Source organism: Providencia sp. TYF-12 (genome assembly GCF_041344805.1).
GTDB lineage: Bacteria > Pseudomonadota > Gammaproteobacteria > Enterobacterales > Enterobacteriaceae > Providencia > Providencia huashanensis.
In genome coordinates this window covers 1,550,719-1,569,212 of record NZ_CP166833.1, presented here as the reverse complement: position 1 = coordinate 1,569,212, position 18,494 = coordinate 1,550,719, and the positions used below count along the sequence as shown (strand labels likewise).

Below are 18,494 nucleotides of genomic sequence, written 5' to 3'. Positions count from 1 at the left end.
GTTAACGCACCTTCAAGGTTGCTAGCCCGATCAGGACTAACATTAACGAAATAATCCAAAAGCGCACGATCACTCGTGGCTCTGGCCAGCCTTTCAATTCATAATGGTGGTGAATTGGTGCCATGCGGAAAATACGTTGACCGCGTAATTTAAACGAACCAACTTGTAAGATCACCGACAGTGTTTCAACCACAAACACACCACCCATAATCACTAATAAAAACTCTTGGCGTAGTAGCACCGCAATGGTACCGAGTGCACCACCAAGCGCTAATGAGCCAACATCGCCCATAAAGACTTGTGCTGGATAGGTGTTAAACCACAAGAAGCCCAAGCCAGCGCCAACAATGGCGGTACACACAATCACCAATTCACCTGCATGAGGTAAAAATGGAATATGCAAATAACCTGCAAAGTTTACGTTACCTGTCGCCCATGCCACTAAAGCAAACCCAGCTGCAACGAAAACAGTCGGCATAATAGCTAAGCCATCTAGGCCATCCGTTAAGTTAACCGCGTTGCTAGTCCCGACAATCACAAAGTAAGTCAATAAAATATACAGCACACCCAGTTGCGGCATAACATCTTTAAAGAATGGAACAACCAACTGTGTTGCTGGTGTGTCTTTACCAATCGCGTACATTGAAAATGCAACGACTAATGCGATAACGGATTGCCAGAAATATTTCCAACGCGCGATTAACCCCCGCGTATCTTTACGAACCACTTTGCGGTAATCATCAACAAAGCCAACAATACCGTAGCCGACTAATACCAGTAATACACACCAAACATACGGATTATCTAAGCGAGCCCATAACAGTGTTGAAACTGTAATTGAGAATAAAATCAATAAGCCGCCCATGGTTGGCGTGCCGCGTTTACTAAAGTGTGACTCAGGCCCTTCACTACGAACGACTTGACCAATTTGCATTTTTTGCAAGTAAGTAATTAGATGTGGACCCATCCATAAAGCAATAGCGAGTGCTGTCAGCAAACCGACAATGGCTCTGAACGTCAAATAAGAAAAGACGTTCAACACGGAAAACTTGTGGACCAACATTTCGGCAAGCCAGACTAACATTCAAAGCACTCCTTTAATGCATTCACTACATCTTCCATCGCGGAGCTGCGTGAACCTTTAACTAAAATGGAAACAACATCATTCTGCTGTGCTAGCGGAATTAGTCGGGACAATAAATCTGTTTTGGTGGTGAAGTGTTCACCGCACTCACTTAATTGGCTGATCAGCTCACTCAGTTCACCAACACTTAATACTTTTTCTAAACCTGCTTGCTTAGCTGCGATACCAACACGTTGGTGACAATCGTGAGCGTAATCGCCTAGCTCGCCCATATCGCCGACAACCAGAATGCGATATCCCGGCATTTGTGCTAGCACATTAATAGCAGCAATCATTGAGCCATCATTTGCATTATAGGTATCATCGAAAACCACTTTATGCTCAGCTAAACTGACAGGGTATAAGCGCCCCGGTACAGCTTGAGTTTTCGCCAAGCCATTTTTAATGTTTTCAAGGCTAGCCCCCACTGAAATGGCTAATGCACTCGCAGCAAGGACATTCGCAATATTATGCATCCCCGGAAGTGGCAATGTGATATCAGCACGCCCCACTGGTGTGTGTAAAACAAAATCCGTTGTCAGTTGCTTAACTTGAATATCTGAAGGGTAAAAATCCACGTTAGCTTCTGGCGCTAATGAATAATACCAAACCGTCTGGCGTGGCTGAAACCGCCATTTATCACTGTAGCTATCAAGATTAACAATCGCAGTGCCTTCTTCTGCCACACCTTGATAAATTTCACCTTTGGCCTTAGCAACCCCTTCAGGTGAACCAAAACCTGCTAAATGCGCCCCAAATAAATTATTCACTAGTGCCGCTTCAGGCTTCACTATATTCGTCGTATAAGCAATCTCATTGGGATGATTGGCCCCCATTTCTATGACGGCAAAATCGTATTCGTCAGTCAAGCGAAATAACGTTAACGGAACACCAATATCATTATTCAAATTACCCGCGGTATATAGGGTTTTGCCCCGCTCTGACAAAATTGACGCCACCATTTCTTTCACCGACGTCTTGCCAGAAGAGCCCGTTAAGCCAACAACTTTCGCTCGACTTTGTTGACGTACCCACGCAGCCAGTTGCCCCATAGCAATCCGAGTATCTTTCACGACGACTTGTGGGCAATCCACATTCAGTTTACGTGCTACCAATAAGGCTTTTGCACCCGCCTCAACCACCTGCTGTGCAAAATCATGGGCATCGAAACGCTCACCTTTTAAAGCAATAAACAAGCCGTTTTCTGGAATTTTCCGGCTATCCGTACTCACTGCGGTTAGCTGTAATTGGTTATCTGCCGTGCATTCAATCTGCCCAGCTGTAATTTGTGCTAATTGTGCAAGTGTTAGTGGGATCATGCGATTACCCCCAATAACCTTGCGACCGTTAAGCGGTCTGAATAATCCAATTTTCGCTGGCCGATAATTTGGTAGTCTTCATGGCCTTTACCCGCGATCACAATCACATCATCTGGTGAGGCTTGCAAAATTGTACTGGTCACCGCCTCTGGACGGCCAGGGATAGCTAATGCTCGGCTTGAATCTAACAAACCCGCCATAATGTCATTAATAATGTCAATCGGGTCTTCACTACGAGGGTTATCATCTGTAATGACTATTTTATCAGCCCATTCTTCCGCCGCAGCCCCCATTAGTGGGCGCTTGCCTTTATCACGGTCGCCGCCACAGCCAAACACGCACCAGAGTTGCCCTTTACAGTGTAAACGAGCCGCAGCTAATGCTTTTTCTAAGGCATCAGGTGTATGGGCATAATCAACCACCACTGTCGGTTTGTTAGGTGCACTAAATACTTCCATGCGACCACACACTGGCGATAATGAGGATGTTGTCGCCATCAGTTCGCCCAATGGGTAATCCATCATTAATAAAGTTGCCATCGCCACTAATAAGTTACTGACATTAAAAGCCCCCATTAATGGGCTTTCGAACACCCCATTCCCCCACGAGGAAGCAAAGTGGATCGTCGCGCCTTTATCATGGTATTCCACCTCTGTCGCAGCTAACCATGGGCCCTGCCAACCATTAGGTATTCGATTTTCCATCGTTACCGCACAGGCCTGAGGTAAACGCTGTAACCATTTCAACCCGACATCATCATCTGCATTAATGATTTGCGATTTTGTATTATGAGTAGAAAATAATAACCATTTTGCGGCTTCGTAATTTTCCATATCACCATGATAATCAAGGTGATCACGGCTTAAGTTGGTAAATACTGCCGCATCAAATTGTAATGCAGCCACACGGCCTTGAATTAAGCCATGTGAAGATACTTCCATCGCGGTTAAACTCGCTTTTTTATTTAATAATTGTGTAAGTTCAAGCTGGATATCAACTGCTGAGCCAGTGGTGTTTTCACTTGGCGTAACCTGCCCTAATAGCCCATTACCCACAGTTCCCATTACGGCACTGGTTTCACCTAAGCCTTTTGCCCACTGCGCAATTAATTGTGTTGTCGTCGTTTTACCGTTTGTCCCAGTAACACCAACTAATTTCATTTTTGTTGATGGATGTTGGTAAAACTCACCAGCAAGTGCCGACAAGCGATTATTAAGGTCATGCAGATAAATAACAGGTACGCCGTGGATAAAACGCACTTCGCCTTCTGCCGCTTCTCCCTGTGCCTCAGCAATAACAGCGGAAACTCCTTGAGCAATTGCTTGAGGAATATAGTGTCGACCATCCGATTGATGACCTTTTATAGCAATGAACAGATCGCCCGAGGCAGCCTTTCGACTGTCTAGTGTCATCTCACGTAGTGAGACTGGAGCTATGCTCACACCAAAAGGTGAGAGAAGATCACAAAGATTACGATCTGCCACTTTTAACCTCTTTTTTGCTATTCACAATTTCGTTTTGTTCGTTCGGTTGTAATGCATCAGGTTCAATATTCATGAGTCGTAAGACCCCGCCCATAATTGAACCAAATATAGGTGCAGATACCGCACCACCATAATATTTGCCTGCACTTGGTTCGTTAATTAACACCACCAATGCATAACGCGGATTACTGGCTGGCGCAACGCCAGCGGCGTAGGCTAGATATTTTTCGACGTAACGCCCTTCAGGACCGACTTTTTTCGCGGTCCCTGTTTTGATTGCAATGCGATAGCCTTTAATGGCAGCACTTGCACCACCACCGCCTGGTAAAGCGACGCTTTCCATCATATGAACCACTGTTCGCATAATCGGCTCGGGAAATACACGAGTCCCTGGAACAGGAGGGTCTACCTTTGTGATAGATAATGGGCGATAAATACCAAAACTACCGATTGTTGCATAGGCCCGCGCAAGCTGTAACGGAGTTACCATTTGCCCGTAGCCAAAAGAAAAGGTGGCCCTTTCAAGATCAGACCACCGTGTTTTTTTACTTGGGAATATGCCACTACTTTCCCCGACTAACCCCAGATTAGTCGGCTTGCCAAACCCAAAGCGGTTATACACATCCACCAGCTCTGTGGCAGGCATCGCTAACGCCAGTTTAGAAACACCAACGTTACTCGACTTCTGTAAAATCCCAGTGATTGTTAACTCTGCATAACGCCCAACGTCTTTAATTTCATGACCGCCAACACGATATGGATAAGTATTTATCACTGAGTTTTCTTTAATAATTTTATTATGCAACGCGCTCATTACGACCATTGGTTTCACGGTCGAACCCGGTTCAAAAATATCGGTAATAGCACGATTACGCATTGCATCCATTGGTGTACCAGCAAGGTTATTAGGGTTGTAGGATGGGCTGTTAGCCATCGCTAAGATTTCCCCTGTATGCACATCCACTAAAATTGCCACACCAGATTCGGCTTTATTTTGTTGAACACCACGAGTTAACTCACGGTATACAATAGACTGAATTCGCTCATCAATACTCAACGTTAAGTTATGAGCTGCTTGGCTATCAACCGATGAGATAGTTTCGATAACTCGTCCATTACGGTCTTTACGCACGGTACGCTCACCCGGCGCCCCTTTTAACCAACGGTCAAAGCTTTTTTCGACCCCTTCAATCCCTTCACCATCAATATTTGTCACACCAAGCAAATGCGCGGTAACTGGGCCTGATGGGTAATAGCGGCGGGATTCTTTACGTAAATAGATCCCTGGGATTTTTAATTTTTTAACGTAATCACCGATAGATGGATTAACTTGGCGCGCTAAATACACAAAACGGCCTCTTGGATTGGCCGATATTTTGTTGGTAATTTGTTCCAGTGGTATCTCAAGTGCATCAGCGAGTGCTTTCCAGTGCTCATCATTGCTGATCCCCCCTTTTTCAAACACTTCTTTTGGGTCAACCCAAATTGCATTAACAGGCACACTGACGGCGAGTTGGCGCCCTTCTCGGTCACTAATCATTCCTCTTGAGGTTGCCACTTCTTGCACACGCAAAGAGCGCATGTCGCCTTCTTTTACCAGTTTTTCTGGCGCTATAATTTGTAGATAAGCCACACGCGCCAATAAACCAGCTAACGCTAAGACAATGCATCCACACAGCAAAATAAAACGCCAGCGGATAAAGCTGGTGCTTTCATCTTGTTTCTTATTTTTCGCTGTTTTCGGTGCTTTCATTAGGGACCTTTTTATTGTTTAGAAACAATAATTTTTTCTTGTGATGGTTCAACTTGTACCATCTGTAATTTATCAATAGACAAACGTTCTATCCGGCTATGGCTCGCTAATGCATTTTCCTCAAGGATCAGATTGCGCCATTCAATATCTAGCGAGTCTTTCTCTTCGTAGAGCCTGTCTTTCGCAGCAGTTAACAAACGTGTCTCATGTGCCGTGGTCACCACAAATATTGCACTAACAATAATTGCAGCTAATAAAATCAAAGGAACAACGCCATAACGGAATAAATCGCGCCCAATCACGCGTGCTAGGCTGTGCCTTTCAGGAACCATTATTGCCCCGCCTTTTCTGCAAAACGCAGCACAGAGCTACGTGCGCGTGGATTTTCGTTTATTTCCCTATCTGAAGGCTTCATTTTCCCTAAGTCGCGCAATTTCGCAGCACCGAGTTCCTTTATTTGACTCTCCGTGAGGGGTATCCCCGCAGGTACAGTAGGCCCTTTGCTATTTTTGCGAATGAATCGTTTAACTAGCCTATCTTCCAAAGAGTGGAAACTAATTACAGATAAACGCCCATTTGGAGCAAGTACATTCATCGCCCCCTCTAATGCCTGTTCAATTTCTTCCAATTCGCTATTGATATAAATACGAATCGCTTGAAAACTGCGGGTTGCTGGGTGCTTATGTCGGTCTTTCATTGGACTAACTTTGGCAATTAATTCAGCAAGGTGCCGCGTACGAGTTAATGGCTCTTCTTCTGGATTGTGATTACGTTCAACGATCGCCCTTGCGATACGCTTAGCAAAACGCTCTTCACCAAATGTTTTAAGTACCCAAGCAATGTCATCTACCTCAGCGTTCATCAGCCATTGTTGTGCTGACTGGCCTTTCGTTGGGTCCATTCTCATGTCTAATGGCCCATCACGCATGAAGGAAAACCCCCTTTCTGGGTCATCTAATTGCGGCGAAGAAACACCTAAATCCAACAAGACCCCATCAACTTTACCCACTAAACCTTCTTCTTCTACGTAGGCTGCTATATCAGAAAACGGCCCATGTTTAATCATAAAACGAGGGTCATCAATACTTTGTGCTGCTTTTATGGCTTCTGGGTCACGGTCAATGGCTATCAATCGACCATGTTCACCCAGTTGGCTTAAAACCAGACGGGAGTGCCCACCGCGACCAAATGTGCCGTCGATGTATACCCCATTAGGCTGAATATTTAAGCCATTAACGGCTTCATCCAATAATACTGTTACGTGCTTAAATTGCTGTTGCGTCATTGTTATAGTGACAAATCCTGTAAGCGGGCTGAAAGTGGTTCATTGGTAAGGCGTTCAGCGGCAATATCGTCATCCACTTGCTGATACCAAGTTTGTTCATCCCAAAGTTCAAATTTATTAATCTGGCCAACCAACATGACCTCTTTGGTTAGCCCTGCGTGTTGACGCAATGTACTGGCTAACAAAAGACGCCCCGCATTGTCCATTTGGCATTCACTTGCATGGCCAAGCAAAAGCCTTTGTACGCGCCGTTCTGCAATGTTCATGGTCGATAACCGAGAAAGTTTTTCTTCGATGATCTCCCATTCGGGTAAGGTATAAAGCAGCAGGCATGGCTGGTGAAGGTCAATGGTACAAACCATTTGCCCTTTTGATTCCTCGTTCAGCATTCCTCGATAACGAGTAGGCACGGTTAAACGCCCTTTGCTGTCGAGATTAACCAGTGTTGCCCCACGAAACATACCCGATTAAACCCCTTTTATTTCCAAGCCACCCACTTTACCCCACAATTCACCACATATAAAGTTTACGAATGGTATGAAAACCTTGTCAAGCCAGTCAGATTGAGCTTTAGCTTTATTTACAGAACAATTCAGAAAAAATAATGGCGGGTAAAATCTTACTGGGAAAGAAAATAAGAAATAACAGATTGATATAATTGACATATTTTATAGAACACAGTCTAAATAAACTAAATTATGATAATTTGACTAAAAATCAAACAATTTGTTATAAGTCTGACCTATGTTTTATTTTTAATCCGTGCATCTCTCACCAATTTTTTGGGTTTACTTGGTCTTAAAACAACCACTAATATATAATCACAGCAAAAACACCCCTGTAAAAAAATAAAACCATTATATTTCAACCCAATAAATAACTGTTTTAATAAACAGTATTAATTAATAGAAGATTTACAAACTAATTTTTTATAAAACAGTCAGACTCGAATTCTCACTCTAATCCGCTAATTTAGCTTTCACTGTTAAATGGTTAATAAATATTTTAAGATAATTCCTAAAGTTAAATATTTACCTATTTTTGCATATAAAAAAAAGCCCCTACTGTGTAGGGGCCGTTATCTTACTCATTTTTGTGATTAACATCACTCATTATCGCATAAATAATTAACTGTTCGGCTAAAGTTAAAGCGAGTAATTATTGCTTACGACCTAAACTTCCACGACGACATAAATCACGACGAATACGGGTGACACCCGGTTCCGGTTTTTGTTTTTCATCTAGGCTGGCTAATACCAACTCTAAGATACGTTCTGCTATGTCTCTATGACGCTGAGCTAGGGAAAGCACAGGGCACCCCAGAAAATCTAACAGTTCGTTATCACCAAAGGTGGCAATGACCATGTGTTCCGGTAAACGACCGCTGCGTTTAAGCGCAATATCAAGTACCCCTTGTAGCAAGGAGAATGACGTCGTGAACAACGCATCAGGCATTTCATTACCACTATCAAGCCAGTGGGCAAAAACTTCCGCTGCTGAATCCCGTTCATAGCTATTTGCATATAAATAATCAACTTGGCGAGGGTCTTCGTTCCATGCTTTACGAAAACCTTGCTCACGCAAATAGCTGACAGATAACTCAGGTAATGCCCCTAAATACAATACCGATTCAGCTTTAAACTTACGCAATTCTGCTGAAATCATGAAAGCATCTTCTTGGTCATCCCCTACTACGCTAATAAAGTGCTCTTTTTCAAGGGCTCTATCGAGTGCAATAATAGGTAAAGAACGGTTTGCCCAGCGCTGGTAAAACGGGTGCTCTGGGGGTAATGCCGTTGAAACAATAATGGCATCAACTTGCCGTTGCAGAAGGTGTTCAACGCAGCGGATTTCGTTGTCTGGTTGGTCTTCTGAGCACGCAATGAGTAATTGGTAACCACGCTGACGTGCCTGCCTTTCAAGGTAGTTCGCTATACGGGTATAGCTGGTATTTTCCAGATCAGGGATCACTAACCCTATAGAACGGGTACGACCTGCACGTAAACCCGCCGCGACTGCATTTGGATGGTAATTGTGCTCTCTGACGACTGCCATCACTTTTTCTACAGTTTTATCGCTGACTCGATACTGCTTGGCCTTGCCGTTGATCACATAACTAGCCGTTGTGCGGGAAACACCCGCTAGACGGGCTATCTCATCCAGTTTCACGTTAACCTCTTTACAATTTTGGGAATAGCTCCGAGTCATTCGGAGCCTTAAACGCGAGTATTCTACCTTTGGAAGATAAATTTTTCATCGCATAATTTTATCACCACGTGAAACACCGACGATCCCTGAGCGCACAACTTCAACAATTTCAGCAACACCGCGTACAGATTCGATAAAAGCATCGAGTTTTTCGCTTGTTCCCGCTAGCTGAACGGTATAAAGCGTTGGAGTCACATCTACGATTTGCCCACGGAAAATATCAGCACAACGTTTCACTTCATCACGCCCATAACCGGAAGCTTGTAGCTTCACTAACATGACCTCGCGTTCAATATGTGCTGACGCTGTTAGCTCACTGACACGCAAAACATCAACCAGTTTATGCAATTGCTTTTCTATTTGCTCAAGCACCTTTGCATCACCTTTAGTTTGGATGGTCATCCGTGACAAGGTTGGGTCATCCGTTGGTGCGACGGTTAGGCTTTCAATATTATAACCACGTTGAGAAAACAGACCTATGACGCGGGACAAAGCACCTGATTCATTTTCTAATAAAACGGATAAAATACGACGCATGATCAGGTCCTCTCTGTTTTGCTCAACCACATTTCATCCATTGCCCCACCACGGATTTGCATTGGATAGACGTGCTCAGTTTCATCAATATTAATATCAACAAATACTAACCGTTGATTTTCGTTCACCTCAACGAGGGCTTGTTGCAACTTGGTTTCAAGTTCATCAGGTGAGGAGATTGAAATCCCCACATGACCATAAGCCTCTGCTAACTTAATAAAGTCAGGTAATGATTCCATATAAGATTGTGAATGGCGACCTTGGTAAATCATGTCCTGCCATTGTTTCACCATACCTAAGAAACCGTTATTTAAATTAAGTACGACAACTGGCAAACCATATTGCAGCGCGGTTGAAAGCTCTTGAATATTCATTTGGATGCTGCCATCGCCAGTCACACAAATAACCGTTGATTTAGGGTGTGCTAATTTCACCCCTAATGCAGCTGGCAAACCAAACCCCATCGTGCCTAAGCCACCTGAGTTAATCCAATGACGTGGTTTATCAAAAGGGTAATATAATGCAGCAAACATTTGATGTTGCCCTACATCAGACGTGACATAGGCTTCCCCATTCGTTAAACGATAGATCATTTCAATCGCCTGCTGGGGCTTAACTTTTGTTGAGTTAGTTTCATAACGCAAACATTGTTTAGTACGCCATTGCGCTATATCTTTCCACCAATCTTTGAGCGCTTGGCTGTCTTGTTGTGATGATGTTTGCTCTAACTGACCCAGCATTTGTTTTAGTGTTAATTTGGCATCTCCGACAATAGGAATGTCCGCATTAACCGTTTTTGAGATAGACGTTGGATCAACATCAATTTGAATGACCGTCGCGTTTGGACAGTATTTTTCTAAATTGTTGGTTGTACGGTCATCAAAGCGCACACCAACTGCAAAAATAACATCCGAGTTATGCATAACCTTATTGGCTTCATAGGTACCATGCATACCTAGCATACCAACAGACTGCTGGTGAGTTTCAGGGAAAGCCCCTAACCCCATTAGTGTGGATACTACCGGCAATTGCAGTTTCTCAGCCAGTTCAATAATTTCTGCGGAGCAATTTGCATTGATGGCACCCCCACCAATATAAAAAACCGGTTTTTTTGCTGCGACTAGCTTAGATAGCGCTTTTTTTATTTGGCCTTTATGCCCTTGCAACGTTGGGTTATAAGAACGCAAAGAGACACTGTCTGGATAACGGTAAGCAAATTTTAAAGCCGGATTAACGGTATCTTTTGGAAAATCAATGACCACCGGACCCGGACGACCGCTGGCTGCAATATAAAAAGCTTTTTTGATTGTTTCAGGGATCTCTTGTGCATCTTTAATTAAAAAGCTGTGTTTAACTATTGGACGAGAAATCCCAACCATATCGCATTCTTGGAAAGCATCATTGCCAATTAGCGAACTAGCAACCTGCCCTGATAACACGACCATCGGAACAGAGTCCATATATGCTGTCGCTATCCCTGTGATTGCATTCGTTGCACCAGGACCCGATGTCACAAGCACCACGCCGACATCCCCTGTTGAACGAGCGTAACCGTCTGCCATATGCACCGCAGCCTGTTCATGACGCACTAAAATATGTTCTACCCCACCAACAGTGTGAAGTGCGTCATAAATATCTAATACTGCACCGCCTGGATAACCAAACACGTGCTTTACTCCTTGGTCAATCAATGATTTGACGACCATTTCAGCTCCCGACAACATCTCCATGAGTTTGCCCCCAGACATTATTTGCAAGTTAAGAGGTATCAATTACCCCTTTATTTTTATCATTAAAATAGGTGAATTAGTGCTATTAACATATCGCTCCGGCTGAAACGAAGCAAACATCATTTTCAGCACCAAGTACATTAAACTTTCAGATAATCTTGAACATCAGTCGTTGGTAGGTAGATTGACTATATATGAAAAAAATAGGAGGTTGAATGACTAGTTTAGCTAAAAAAACAGTGGAATTTCCCTTCGCATTGTCAGTTGCAAAAATCACAAGGTTCATAAACAAAAAAGCCACCCAAGTAAGTTAGCTTGAATGGCTTTAGTTTCTATATCTATTATTCTTTATACATAGTTTCAATTTCTAATTGGTAGCGCTCAGAAATAATTTTACGGCGCAACTTCAATGTGGGGGTTAATTCCCCTTGTTCCATCGTAAAAGTAGTCGGTAATAAGGTAAAACGTTTAACTTGATGAAAATGTTCTACATTCTTTTGTAAGTCTTTTAAGCGGGACTCAAACAACGCCACAATTTTTGAGTCTTTTAAGAGCTCTAAACGGTCACGATATTTCAAATTAATTGAATTAGCGTACTCTTCCAAACTGTCATAGCAAGGTACGATCAGCGCAGAAACAAATTTACGTGCATCAGCAATAACGGCTATATGTTCAATAAATTTGTCTTGCCCTAAAACGCCTTCAATCATTTGTGGAGCAATATACTTACCGTTAGACGTTTTCATTAAATCTTTCAGTCTATCTGTAATATAGAGGTTACCGTGGGCATCGATTTTCCCTGCATCCCCAGTTTTTAACCAACCATCAGATGTAAAAGTGTCTAAGGTCTCTATTGGCCGATTATAGTAGCCTTTCATGACGACAGGGCCTTTGACTTGAATTTCGTCATCTTTACCAATACGTACAGAGACTGCTGATAATGGTGTGCCAATAGACCCTAACGGGTATTTACCTTCTTCCCAGCAAGATACCGTGGCACAGGTTTCTGACATGCCGTATCCATATTTGATATCGACACCTGCTGAAAGAAAAAAGGCAATCACGTCATCATCTAGACGAGCACCTGCTGCTGGCATAAAGCGAATTCGCCCACCTAAACCAGCACGAATTTTACTCAATACTAGTTTATCTGCGAGAGGGAAAAGACCCCGGTTAAACAATGAAGGTTGGCGACCTTTTGCTATGGCATTGACGCGGCTTTTACCTAGCGAAATTGCCCAGTTAAATAACCCTCTGCGTAACCACGGTTGTTTAGCCGCTTTACTTTGTACCGCGCTATACACTTTTTCATAGAAACGCGGTACCGCACACATGACGGTTGGTTTAACATCGGCGAGAGCTTCACGTACATTGTTGGTATCGGTTAGATAAACATTTAAAGCCCCCACGTGCATCACATAAAAGCTCCAAGCACGCTCAAACACATGGGAAAGCGGCAAGAAGCTCAAAGAAATATCATCCGCTGTTAATTTTAGCCGTTGGTCATGAAGGTACAATTGCGCCGCCATGTTGTAGTAGTCCAACATGACCCCCTTCGGCTCACCAGTGGTCCCTGATGTATAGATTATCGTAAATAAATCACTAAGATTATGCGCCGCAATACGGGCATCTAACTCAGTTTGAAATTCAGGCTTAGCTTGAGACATAAATGCCGACAAATGCATCGTTTCTACGGAGCTACCGATCAGCTCCACGCTCTCATTCATCACGACAATCATTTTTAACTGTGGACAAAGTGCTGGTAGCTGGCAAGCGACCTGATATTGAACGTCTTCCCCAACAAAAAGAATGTTGATATTTGCATCATTAACAATATAGGCTGCTTGCTCAACGCTACTGGTTGCATAAAGTGGAACGGTGACCGCCCTAATTTGCAAAGCCGCAAAGTCAACAAGCGACCAGTCCATACTGTTATGAGCAAAGAGACCAATATTACCTTGCGTTGCAACTTGTAACGCCAAAAGGCGGCGAGAAATCGCAGAAGTGCGTTCACCAACCTCACTCCATGTTAACGAGCTTTGTTGCCCGCAATCCCATTGACTGAAAGCTATCCGGTTCGCTGACTCTTGTGCATTAATTCTGCTACGTAAGCGATTAACCAAGTGGTATGGATATAGATTTTCAGTAATCAAAGTTAATTTCCTATCGGCCATTATCAATATAAGTTGCTCGGTTTGCTCACAAGCACTTAGCTATCTTACAATTTCAGCTTACAACTGTTAGCTGAATATTCGAAGTGTATCGACTAAAGGGAAGCGTGGAAAGCATTTATATGTAAATTTTTTGCAAATGTTATATGCACTACAAAACTCATCATAGTTCTCACTATAATGAGTTAGTTATGCTGTTGTAGTGCCTATTCTGTTTTATAGGTAGTTTTTAGAAGGGAGATTAATCGTGCTTGTTAATACCCTTTAGCTGCATTGGCCTCACCCTGACAACTGACTGAAAACCATTACGTCTGTTCCTCTAGCTTTAGTTAACGCCCAAAATAATTATGCCGCTGCCGCCTGCTCAGTTAGCCCTGCAATCATTTGGTTGAATTGAGACTTCATCCATTGGTGGCCTTTATCCCTTGCCGTTGACTCGTGCCACGTTAAATAACAAGGGCGTGTGTTATTTTCCCACGGTAATGTTAGCGAACGTAATTTGAATTGACCTGAGTAATGTTCAACCAACCATTTTGGTGCAAATGCCACTAAATCAGTTTGAGCAACAATATTAAGCACGCTGTTTAAATCAGTTCCTTGATAACTCACGTTGTCAGATAATTCAGTATTATAATAATAAGGCTTACTGAATGAGCCAATATTATCCATAGCAACAATAGCATGACGCTCATTGTTTATTTCAATAGCAGAAATAGTATTTCCAATACGAGGGTGATGGTTTGATGCAACTAATACTAATTCATCATCAAATAAAATTTGTTGTTGATATTCGGGTTTTTCGAATTGGCTATAGCCAAGGAAAAAATCTATTTCTTGATATTTTAATTGATGAGCAATGTTGTTATCCATAAATGAATGAATAAAAATATTAATATTAGGTGATACTATTTTAAATTTCGCGACAATAATTGCAGCTAAGCGAATATCTAATGGAGAACAAATAGACAAATTAAACATTCGTTCGCTATCTTGTGGGTCAAACCCTGCGCCAGGTAATTCATTATGTACTAACTGCAACGCTTGCCTAACGGGGCCAAACAACTGTTTAGCACGAGATGTTGGTTGAATACCCCGACCATACCGAACAAACAGCTCATCATTAAACATGGATTTTAAACGAGACACCGCATTACTTACTGCGGGTTGAGACATCCCTAAAACTTGAGCCGCTTTTGTCACGTTTTGCATCTGCATGACAACATCAAAAACCGTTAATAAGTTTAAATCAACATTACGCAAATGAATATCACCATTGTCTTTTTTGGCTGTTAAAATCGTATCAAAATCAGTCATTTTTTACTCCACTAAATATATTTATCATTTTTCATTAATGAAAAGGCTCATTCATCGAGAAAAAACCGACGAATATATAAATTCATTAAATATTATGTTTAAAACAACTTATAGATAATAAGTCATTTCGCTTTCCCTGCATTTATTAAAACGACGTTTATATTATTTTACCCATTAATTAGATTCACAGTATAAATATCATTATTAAAACGTAAATATTCACTAAAGTAATGAATGATGGTTACTTATTAAGCGAACAATCACTCTCAGTAAAAATAATAAAACAATTTGTGAAAGAAATCATAATAAATCGTGTGTGAATTCAAGAAATATTCGCATTATCAGATTATTTTTTAATTATATATTTATTAGATAATTAATTTAATTGAAAACCATCAGTGAACATGATTCATTTCCCTCTTTTAATCCATCACCCACATACAAAAACAAAGAAATAGTTAAAAAACAATAGATTACATGAATCAATCCGCACAACTATTTCACCAAAAGAATTTTACCCTTATTTCAGCCAGTAAATATAGGTAAAAACGTCATATAAATTATAAAATTTAGTCACAACCCCTAGTTTTTAGAGGTAATTCATGATTGGTAAAAATATGTGAAAAATCTAAGATTGACATTAACCATGAGATCACGTATCAATAAATACAGTTAATTAAGCAACACAAGAGAGACAGTTTAAAATGATGTTTTCTATCCGCCTACTAAGCCTACTACTACTCGCATTAAACTTGCGCGGTATGCTTATGGACGGAAAATAGCAAGACACTGTCCACAAACATTAAGAACCCGCGCAACCCGCGGGTTTTTTTATGCCTGCGGCTTTAAAAGAACATAACGATTGGTTTAATAAAATAAAATTCGAGATGAGGAACACAATATGAGCAACCAAGTTATTATTTTCGACACCACCTTACGGGACGGTGAGCAGGCATTGCAGGCAAGTTTGTCAGTCAAAGAAAAATTACAAATTGCCTTCGCCTTAGAGCGTTTAGGTGTTGATGTTATTGAAGCGGGTTTCCCTGTCTCCTCTCCAGGTGATTTCGAGTCAGTCCAAACCATCGCTCGTGAAATTAAAAATAGCCGAATCTGTGCATTAGCACGTTGTATTGAAAATGACATTGATGTTGCAGCCGAGTCATTAAAGGTTGCCGAAGCCTTTCGTATCCATATTTTCTTAGCCACCTCCAATTTGCATATGGAGAAAAAATTAAATAAATCCTTTGATGGCGTAATGGATATGGCAATCAATTCCATCAAGCGCGCTAGACGCTATACCGATGACGTTGAATTCTCCTGTGAAGATGCGGGCCGTACTGACCCTGACAATTTATGTCGCATTGTAGAAACGGCTATTAATGCAGGTGCAACGACAATCAATATCCCAGATACTGTCGGTTACACAACGCCTTACCAGTTTGGCGGCATTATCACTGATTTGTATAACCGTGTGCCCAATATCGACAAAGCCGTAATTTCTGTTCATTGCCATGATGATTTAGGGATGTCCGTTGCTAACTCAATCAGTGCTGTGCAAGCCGGTGCCCGCCAAGTTGAAGGGACTATCAATGGCTTAGGCGAGCGTGCTGGCAACACAGCATTAGAAGAAGTGATTATGGCAATTAAATTGCGCGAACAAATGTTAAATGTGCATACCAATATTAATCACAAAGAAATTTACCGTACCAGCCAATTAGTTAGCCAATTATGTAATACGCCAATCCCAGCCAATAAAGCGGTTGTAGGTAGCAACGCATTTGCTCACTCATCAGGAATTCACCAAGACGGTGTATTGAAAAACCGTGAAACCTACGAAATTATGACGCCAGAGTCTATCGGCTTAAAAGAACAACAATTGAATTTAACCTCGCGTTCAGGCCGTGCTGCCGTTAAACACCGTATGGAAGAAATGGGGTATCACGAAGGTAAAGACTTCAAATTGGATGAATTATATACTGCATTTTTGAATTTAGCCGATAAGAAAGGTCAAGTCTTTGACTATGACTTAGAGGCCTTGGCTTTCTTTACGAAACAACAAGATGAAACTGACCACTTCGTGATGGACTATTTCAGTACACAATCAGGCTCTAGCATTGTCGCAACAGCAACAGTCAAAATGCAGTGTGGCGATGAAGTGAAGTCTGAAGCGGCAACCGGCAATGGCCCCGTTGATGCCATCTACCAAGCCATCAGCAACATCACGAAATTCCCTATGAAATTAGTATCTTACCAGTTATCAGCTAAAGGCCACGGTGAAAATGCATTAGGCCAAGTGGATATCGTGGTTGAATGCCATAACCGTAAGTTCCACGGCATGGGGTTAGCGACAGATATCGTCGAATCTTCAGCGAAAGCCATGGTGCATGTGTTGAATAGCATTTGGCGTTCAGAACAAGTCGAAATAGAAAAACAAAAAATAAACCAAGAATCACAATCAAACACAAAGGAAGCTGTTTAACAATGTCTAGTTATAAAATTGCCGTATTACCGGGTGATGGCATCGGTCCTGAAGTTATGGCGCAAGCACACAAAGTTTTAGATGCCATTAGCAAACGCTTTGCTATCACTATTAATACTAAAGAGTATGACGTTGGTGGTGCGGCTATCGATAAACACGGAGAACCTTTACCACAAGCAACAGTACAAGGTTGCGAAGAAGCAGATGCGGTGTTATTTGGCTCTGTCGGTGGACCAAAATGGGAGCATTTACCACCCGATAGCCAACCTGAACGCGGTGCGTTATTACCTTTACGTAAACATTTTAAATTATTCAGCAACTTACGCCCTGCCCGTTTATATCAGGCACTGGAAGCATTCTGCCCTTTACGTGCTGATATCGCAGCCCAAGGTTTCGATATCCTTTGTGTCCGTGAATTAACAGGTGGTATTTACTTCGGTCAACCAAAGGGCCGTAAAGGTGAAGGCAGCGAAGAATATGCATTTGATACCGAGGTGTATCACCGCTATGAGATTGAGCGTATCGCACGTATTGCATTTGAATCAGCTCGTAAGCGAAATAAAAAAGTGACCTCTATTGATAAAGCTAACGTGTTACAAAGTTCAGTGTTATGGCGTGAAGTCGTTAATCAAATTGCAAAAGAATACCCAGATATTGAAATCAGCCATATGTATATCGATAACGCGGCAATGCAAATGATTAAAGCACCTTCACAATTTGATGTGGTGTTATGTTCTAACTTATTTGGCGACATTATTTCTGATGAATGCGCCATGATCACTGGTTCTATAGGTATGTTACCTTCTGCAAGTTTGAATGAATGTGGGTTTGGTTTGTATGAACCTGCTGGCGGCTCTGCCCCCGATATTGCAGGGAAAAATATCGCAAACCCAATTGCTCAGATCCTATCAGCCTCTATGCTGTTAAGATTTAGCTTAGACCAAGCTGACGCTGCAGATGCTATTGAGCGTGCAGTCAATAAAGCCTTAGAAGAAGGCTATAGAACATCAGATTTAGCTGGTACAGGTAAATCAATCAGTACCAGTGAAATGGGCGATACCATTGCTCGTTATATTGCAGAAGGGGTGTAA

Annotated in this window: 14 protein-coding genes; 2 read left to right on the top strand and 12 right to left on the bottom strand. The window is 42.1% G+C overall.

Translation table 11 applies throughout. The features are described from left to right. Position 1: 1 nt before the first annotated feature. The 12 genes from mraY to leuO form a co-directional block, all read right to left on the bottom strand. Positions 2-1,084: a phospho-N-acetylmuramoyl-pentapeptide-transferase gene (mraY, locus tag ABE954_RS06935; protein WP_129466223.1), complete on the bottom strand. Its 1,083-nt coding sequence runs from the start codon at positions 1,082-1,084 to the stop codon at positions 2-4. Beyond that, the gene (murF, locus tag ABE954_RS06930; protein ID WP_129466224.1) at positions 1,078-2,442 is read right to left on the bottom strand and encodes a UDP-N-acetylmuramoyl-tripeptide--D-alanyl-D-alanine ligase; all 1,365 of its coding nucleotides are present in this window, start codon (positions 2,440-2,442) and stop codon (positions 1,078-1,080) included. The genes mraY and murF overlap by 7 nt, the downstream gene beginning before the upstream one ends. Continuing rightward, complete coding sequence (gene murE, locus ABE954_RS06925) at positions 2,439-3,926, bottom strand: UDP-N-acetylmuramoyl-L-alanyl-D-glutamate--2,6-diaminopimelate ligase (RefSeq protein WP_048607943.1); 1,488 nt, start codon at positions 3,924-3,926, stop codon at positions 2,439-2,441. The genes murF and murE overlap by 4 nt, the downstream gene beginning before the upstream one ends. After that, complete coding sequence (gene ftsI, locus ABE954_RS06920; RefSeq protein WP_042845122.1) at positions 3,913-5,679, bottom strand: peptidoglycan glycosyltransferase FtsI; 1,767 nt, start codon at positions 5,677-5,679, stop codon at positions 3,913-3,915. The genes murE and ftsI overlap by 14 nt, the downstream gene beginning before the upstream one ends. 11 nt (positions 5,680-5,690) lie before the next feature. After that, complete coding sequence (ftsL, locus tag ABE954_RS06915) at positions 5,691-6,011, bottom strand: cell division protein FtsL (protein WP_048607944.1); 321 nt, start codon at positions 6,009-6,011, stop codon at positions 5,691-5,693. Further along, complete coding sequence (gene rsmH, locus ABE954_RS06910) at positions 6,011-6,964, bottom strand: 16S rRNA (cytosine(1402)-N(4))-methyltransferase RsmH (RefSeq protein WP_129466226.1); 954 nt, start codon at positions 6,962-6,964, stop codon at positions 6,011-6,013. The genes ftsL and rsmH overlap by 1 nt, the downstream gene beginning before the upstream one ends. A gap of 2 nt (positions 6,965-6,966) precedes the next feature. Beyond that, on the bottom strand, positions 6,967-7,425 hold the full coding sequence (gene mraZ / locus ABE954_RS06905; RefSeq protein WP_042845126.1) for a division/cell wall cluster transcriptional repressor MraZ: 459 nt from the start codon (positions 7,423-7,425) through the stop codon (positions 6,967-6,969). Between the two features lie 697 nt (positions 7,426-8,122). After that, complete coding sequence (gene cra, locus ABE954_RS06900) at positions 8,123-9,133, bottom strand: catabolite repressor/activator (RefSeq protein WP_042845417.1); 1,011 nt, start codon at positions 9,131-9,133, stop codon at positions 8,123-8,125. Between the two features lie 84 nt (positions 9,134-9,217). Next, positions 9,218-9,709 (bottom strand): acetolactate synthase small subunit, encoded by a 492-nt coding sequence (gene ilvN / locus ABE954_RS06895; protein WP_042845128.1) that lies wholly within the window; start codon positions 9,707-9,709, stop codon positions 9,218-9,220. Positions 9,710-9,711: 2 nt separating this feature from the next. Next, entirely contained in the window at positions 9,712-11,439 is a 1,728-nt protein-coding gene (gene ilvI, locus ABE954_RS06890) for an acetolactate synthase 3 large subunit (RefSeq protein ID WP_042845418.1), read from the bottom strand. A gap of 341 nt (positions 11,440-11,780) precedes the next feature. Further along, positions 11,781-13,613 carry a long-chain fatty acid--CoA ligase gene (locus tag ABE954_RS06885; RefSeq protein ID WP_080750874.1) on the bottom strand — a complete coding sequence of 611 codons (1,833 nt, stop codon included), beginning with the start codon at positions 13,611-13,613 and terminating at the stop codon, positions 11,781-11,783. A 342-nt stretch (positions 13,614-13,955) separates the two neighbouring features. Next, positions 13,956-14,924: a transcriptional regulator LeuO gene (gene leuO, locus ABE954_RS06880; protein ID WP_042845131.1), complete on the bottom strand. Its 969-nt coding sequence runs from the start codon at positions 14,922-14,924 to the stop codon at positions 13,956-13,958. Positions 14,925-15,825: 901 nt separating this feature from the next. Between leuO and leuA the strand changes: the two genes are divergently transcribed. Together leuA and leuB are read left to right on the top strand one after the other, a co-directional pair. After that, complete coding sequence (leuA, locus tag ABE954_RS06875; protein WP_042845133.1) at positions 15,826-17,403, top strand: 2-isopropylmalate synthase; 1,578 nt, start codon at positions 15,826-15,828, stop codon at positions 17,401-17,403. Positions 17,404-17,405: 2 nt separating this feature from the next. Continuing rightward, positions 17,406-18,494 carry a 3-isopropylmalate dehydrogenase gene (gene leuB / locus ABE954_RS06870; protein WP_371025809.1) on the top strand — a complete coding sequence of 363 codons (1,089 nt, stop codon included), beginning with the start codon at positions 17,406-17,408 and terminating at the stop codon, positions 18,492-18,494.

What these genes read in the sequence shown, in the direction of transcription:
- mraY (WP_129466223.1), bottom strand. Translation starts at nt 1,084, where the DNA reads ATGTTAGTCTGGCTTGCCGAAATGTTGGTCCACAAGTTTTCCGTGTTG.
- murF (WP_129466224.1), bottom strand. Translation starts at nt 2,442, where the DNA reads ATGATCCCACTAACACTTGCACAATTAGCACAAATTACAGCTGGGCAG.
- ftsI (WP_042845122.1), bottom strand. Translation starts at nt 5,679, where the DNA reads ATGAAAGCACCGAAAACAGCGAAAAATAAGAAACAAGATGAAAGCACC.
- ftsL (WP_048607944.1), bottom strand. Translation starts at nt 6,011, where the DNA reads ATGGTTCCTGAAAGGCACAGCCTAGCACGCGTGATTGGGCGCGATTTA.
- rsmH (WP_129466226.1), bottom strand. Translation starts at nt 6,964, where the DNA reads ATGACGCAACAGCAATTTAAGCACGTAACAGTATTATTGGATGAAGCC.
- mraZ (WP_042845126.1), bottom strand. Translation starts at nt 7,425, where the DNA reads ATGTTTCGTGGGGCAACACTGGTTAATCTCGACAGCAAAGGGCGTTTA.
- ilvN (WP_042845128.1), bottom strand. Translation starts at nt 9,709, where the DNA reads ATGCGTCGTATTTTATCCGTTTTATTAGAAAATGAATCAGGTGCTTTG.
- ilvI (WP_042845418.1), bottom strand. Translation starts at nt 11,439, where the DNA reads ATGGAGATGTTGTCGGGAGCTGAAATGGTCGTCAAATCATTGATTGAC.
- ABE954_RS06885 (WP_080750874.1), bottom strand. Translation starts at nt 13,613, where the DNA reads ATGGCCGATAGGAAATTAACTTTGATTACTGAAAATCTATATCCATAC.
- leuO (WP_042845131.1), bottom strand. Translation starts at nt 14,924, where the DNA reads ATGACTGATTTTGATACGATTTTAACAGCCAAAAAAGACAATGGTGAT.
- leuA (WP_042845133.1), top strand. Translation starts at nt 15,826, where the DNA reads ATGAGCAACCAAGTTATTATTTTCGACACCACCTTACGGGACGGTGAG.
- leuB (WP_371025809.1), top strand. Translation starts at nt 17,406, where the DNA reads ATGTCTAGTTATAAAATTGCCGTATTACCGGGTGATGGCATCGGTCCT.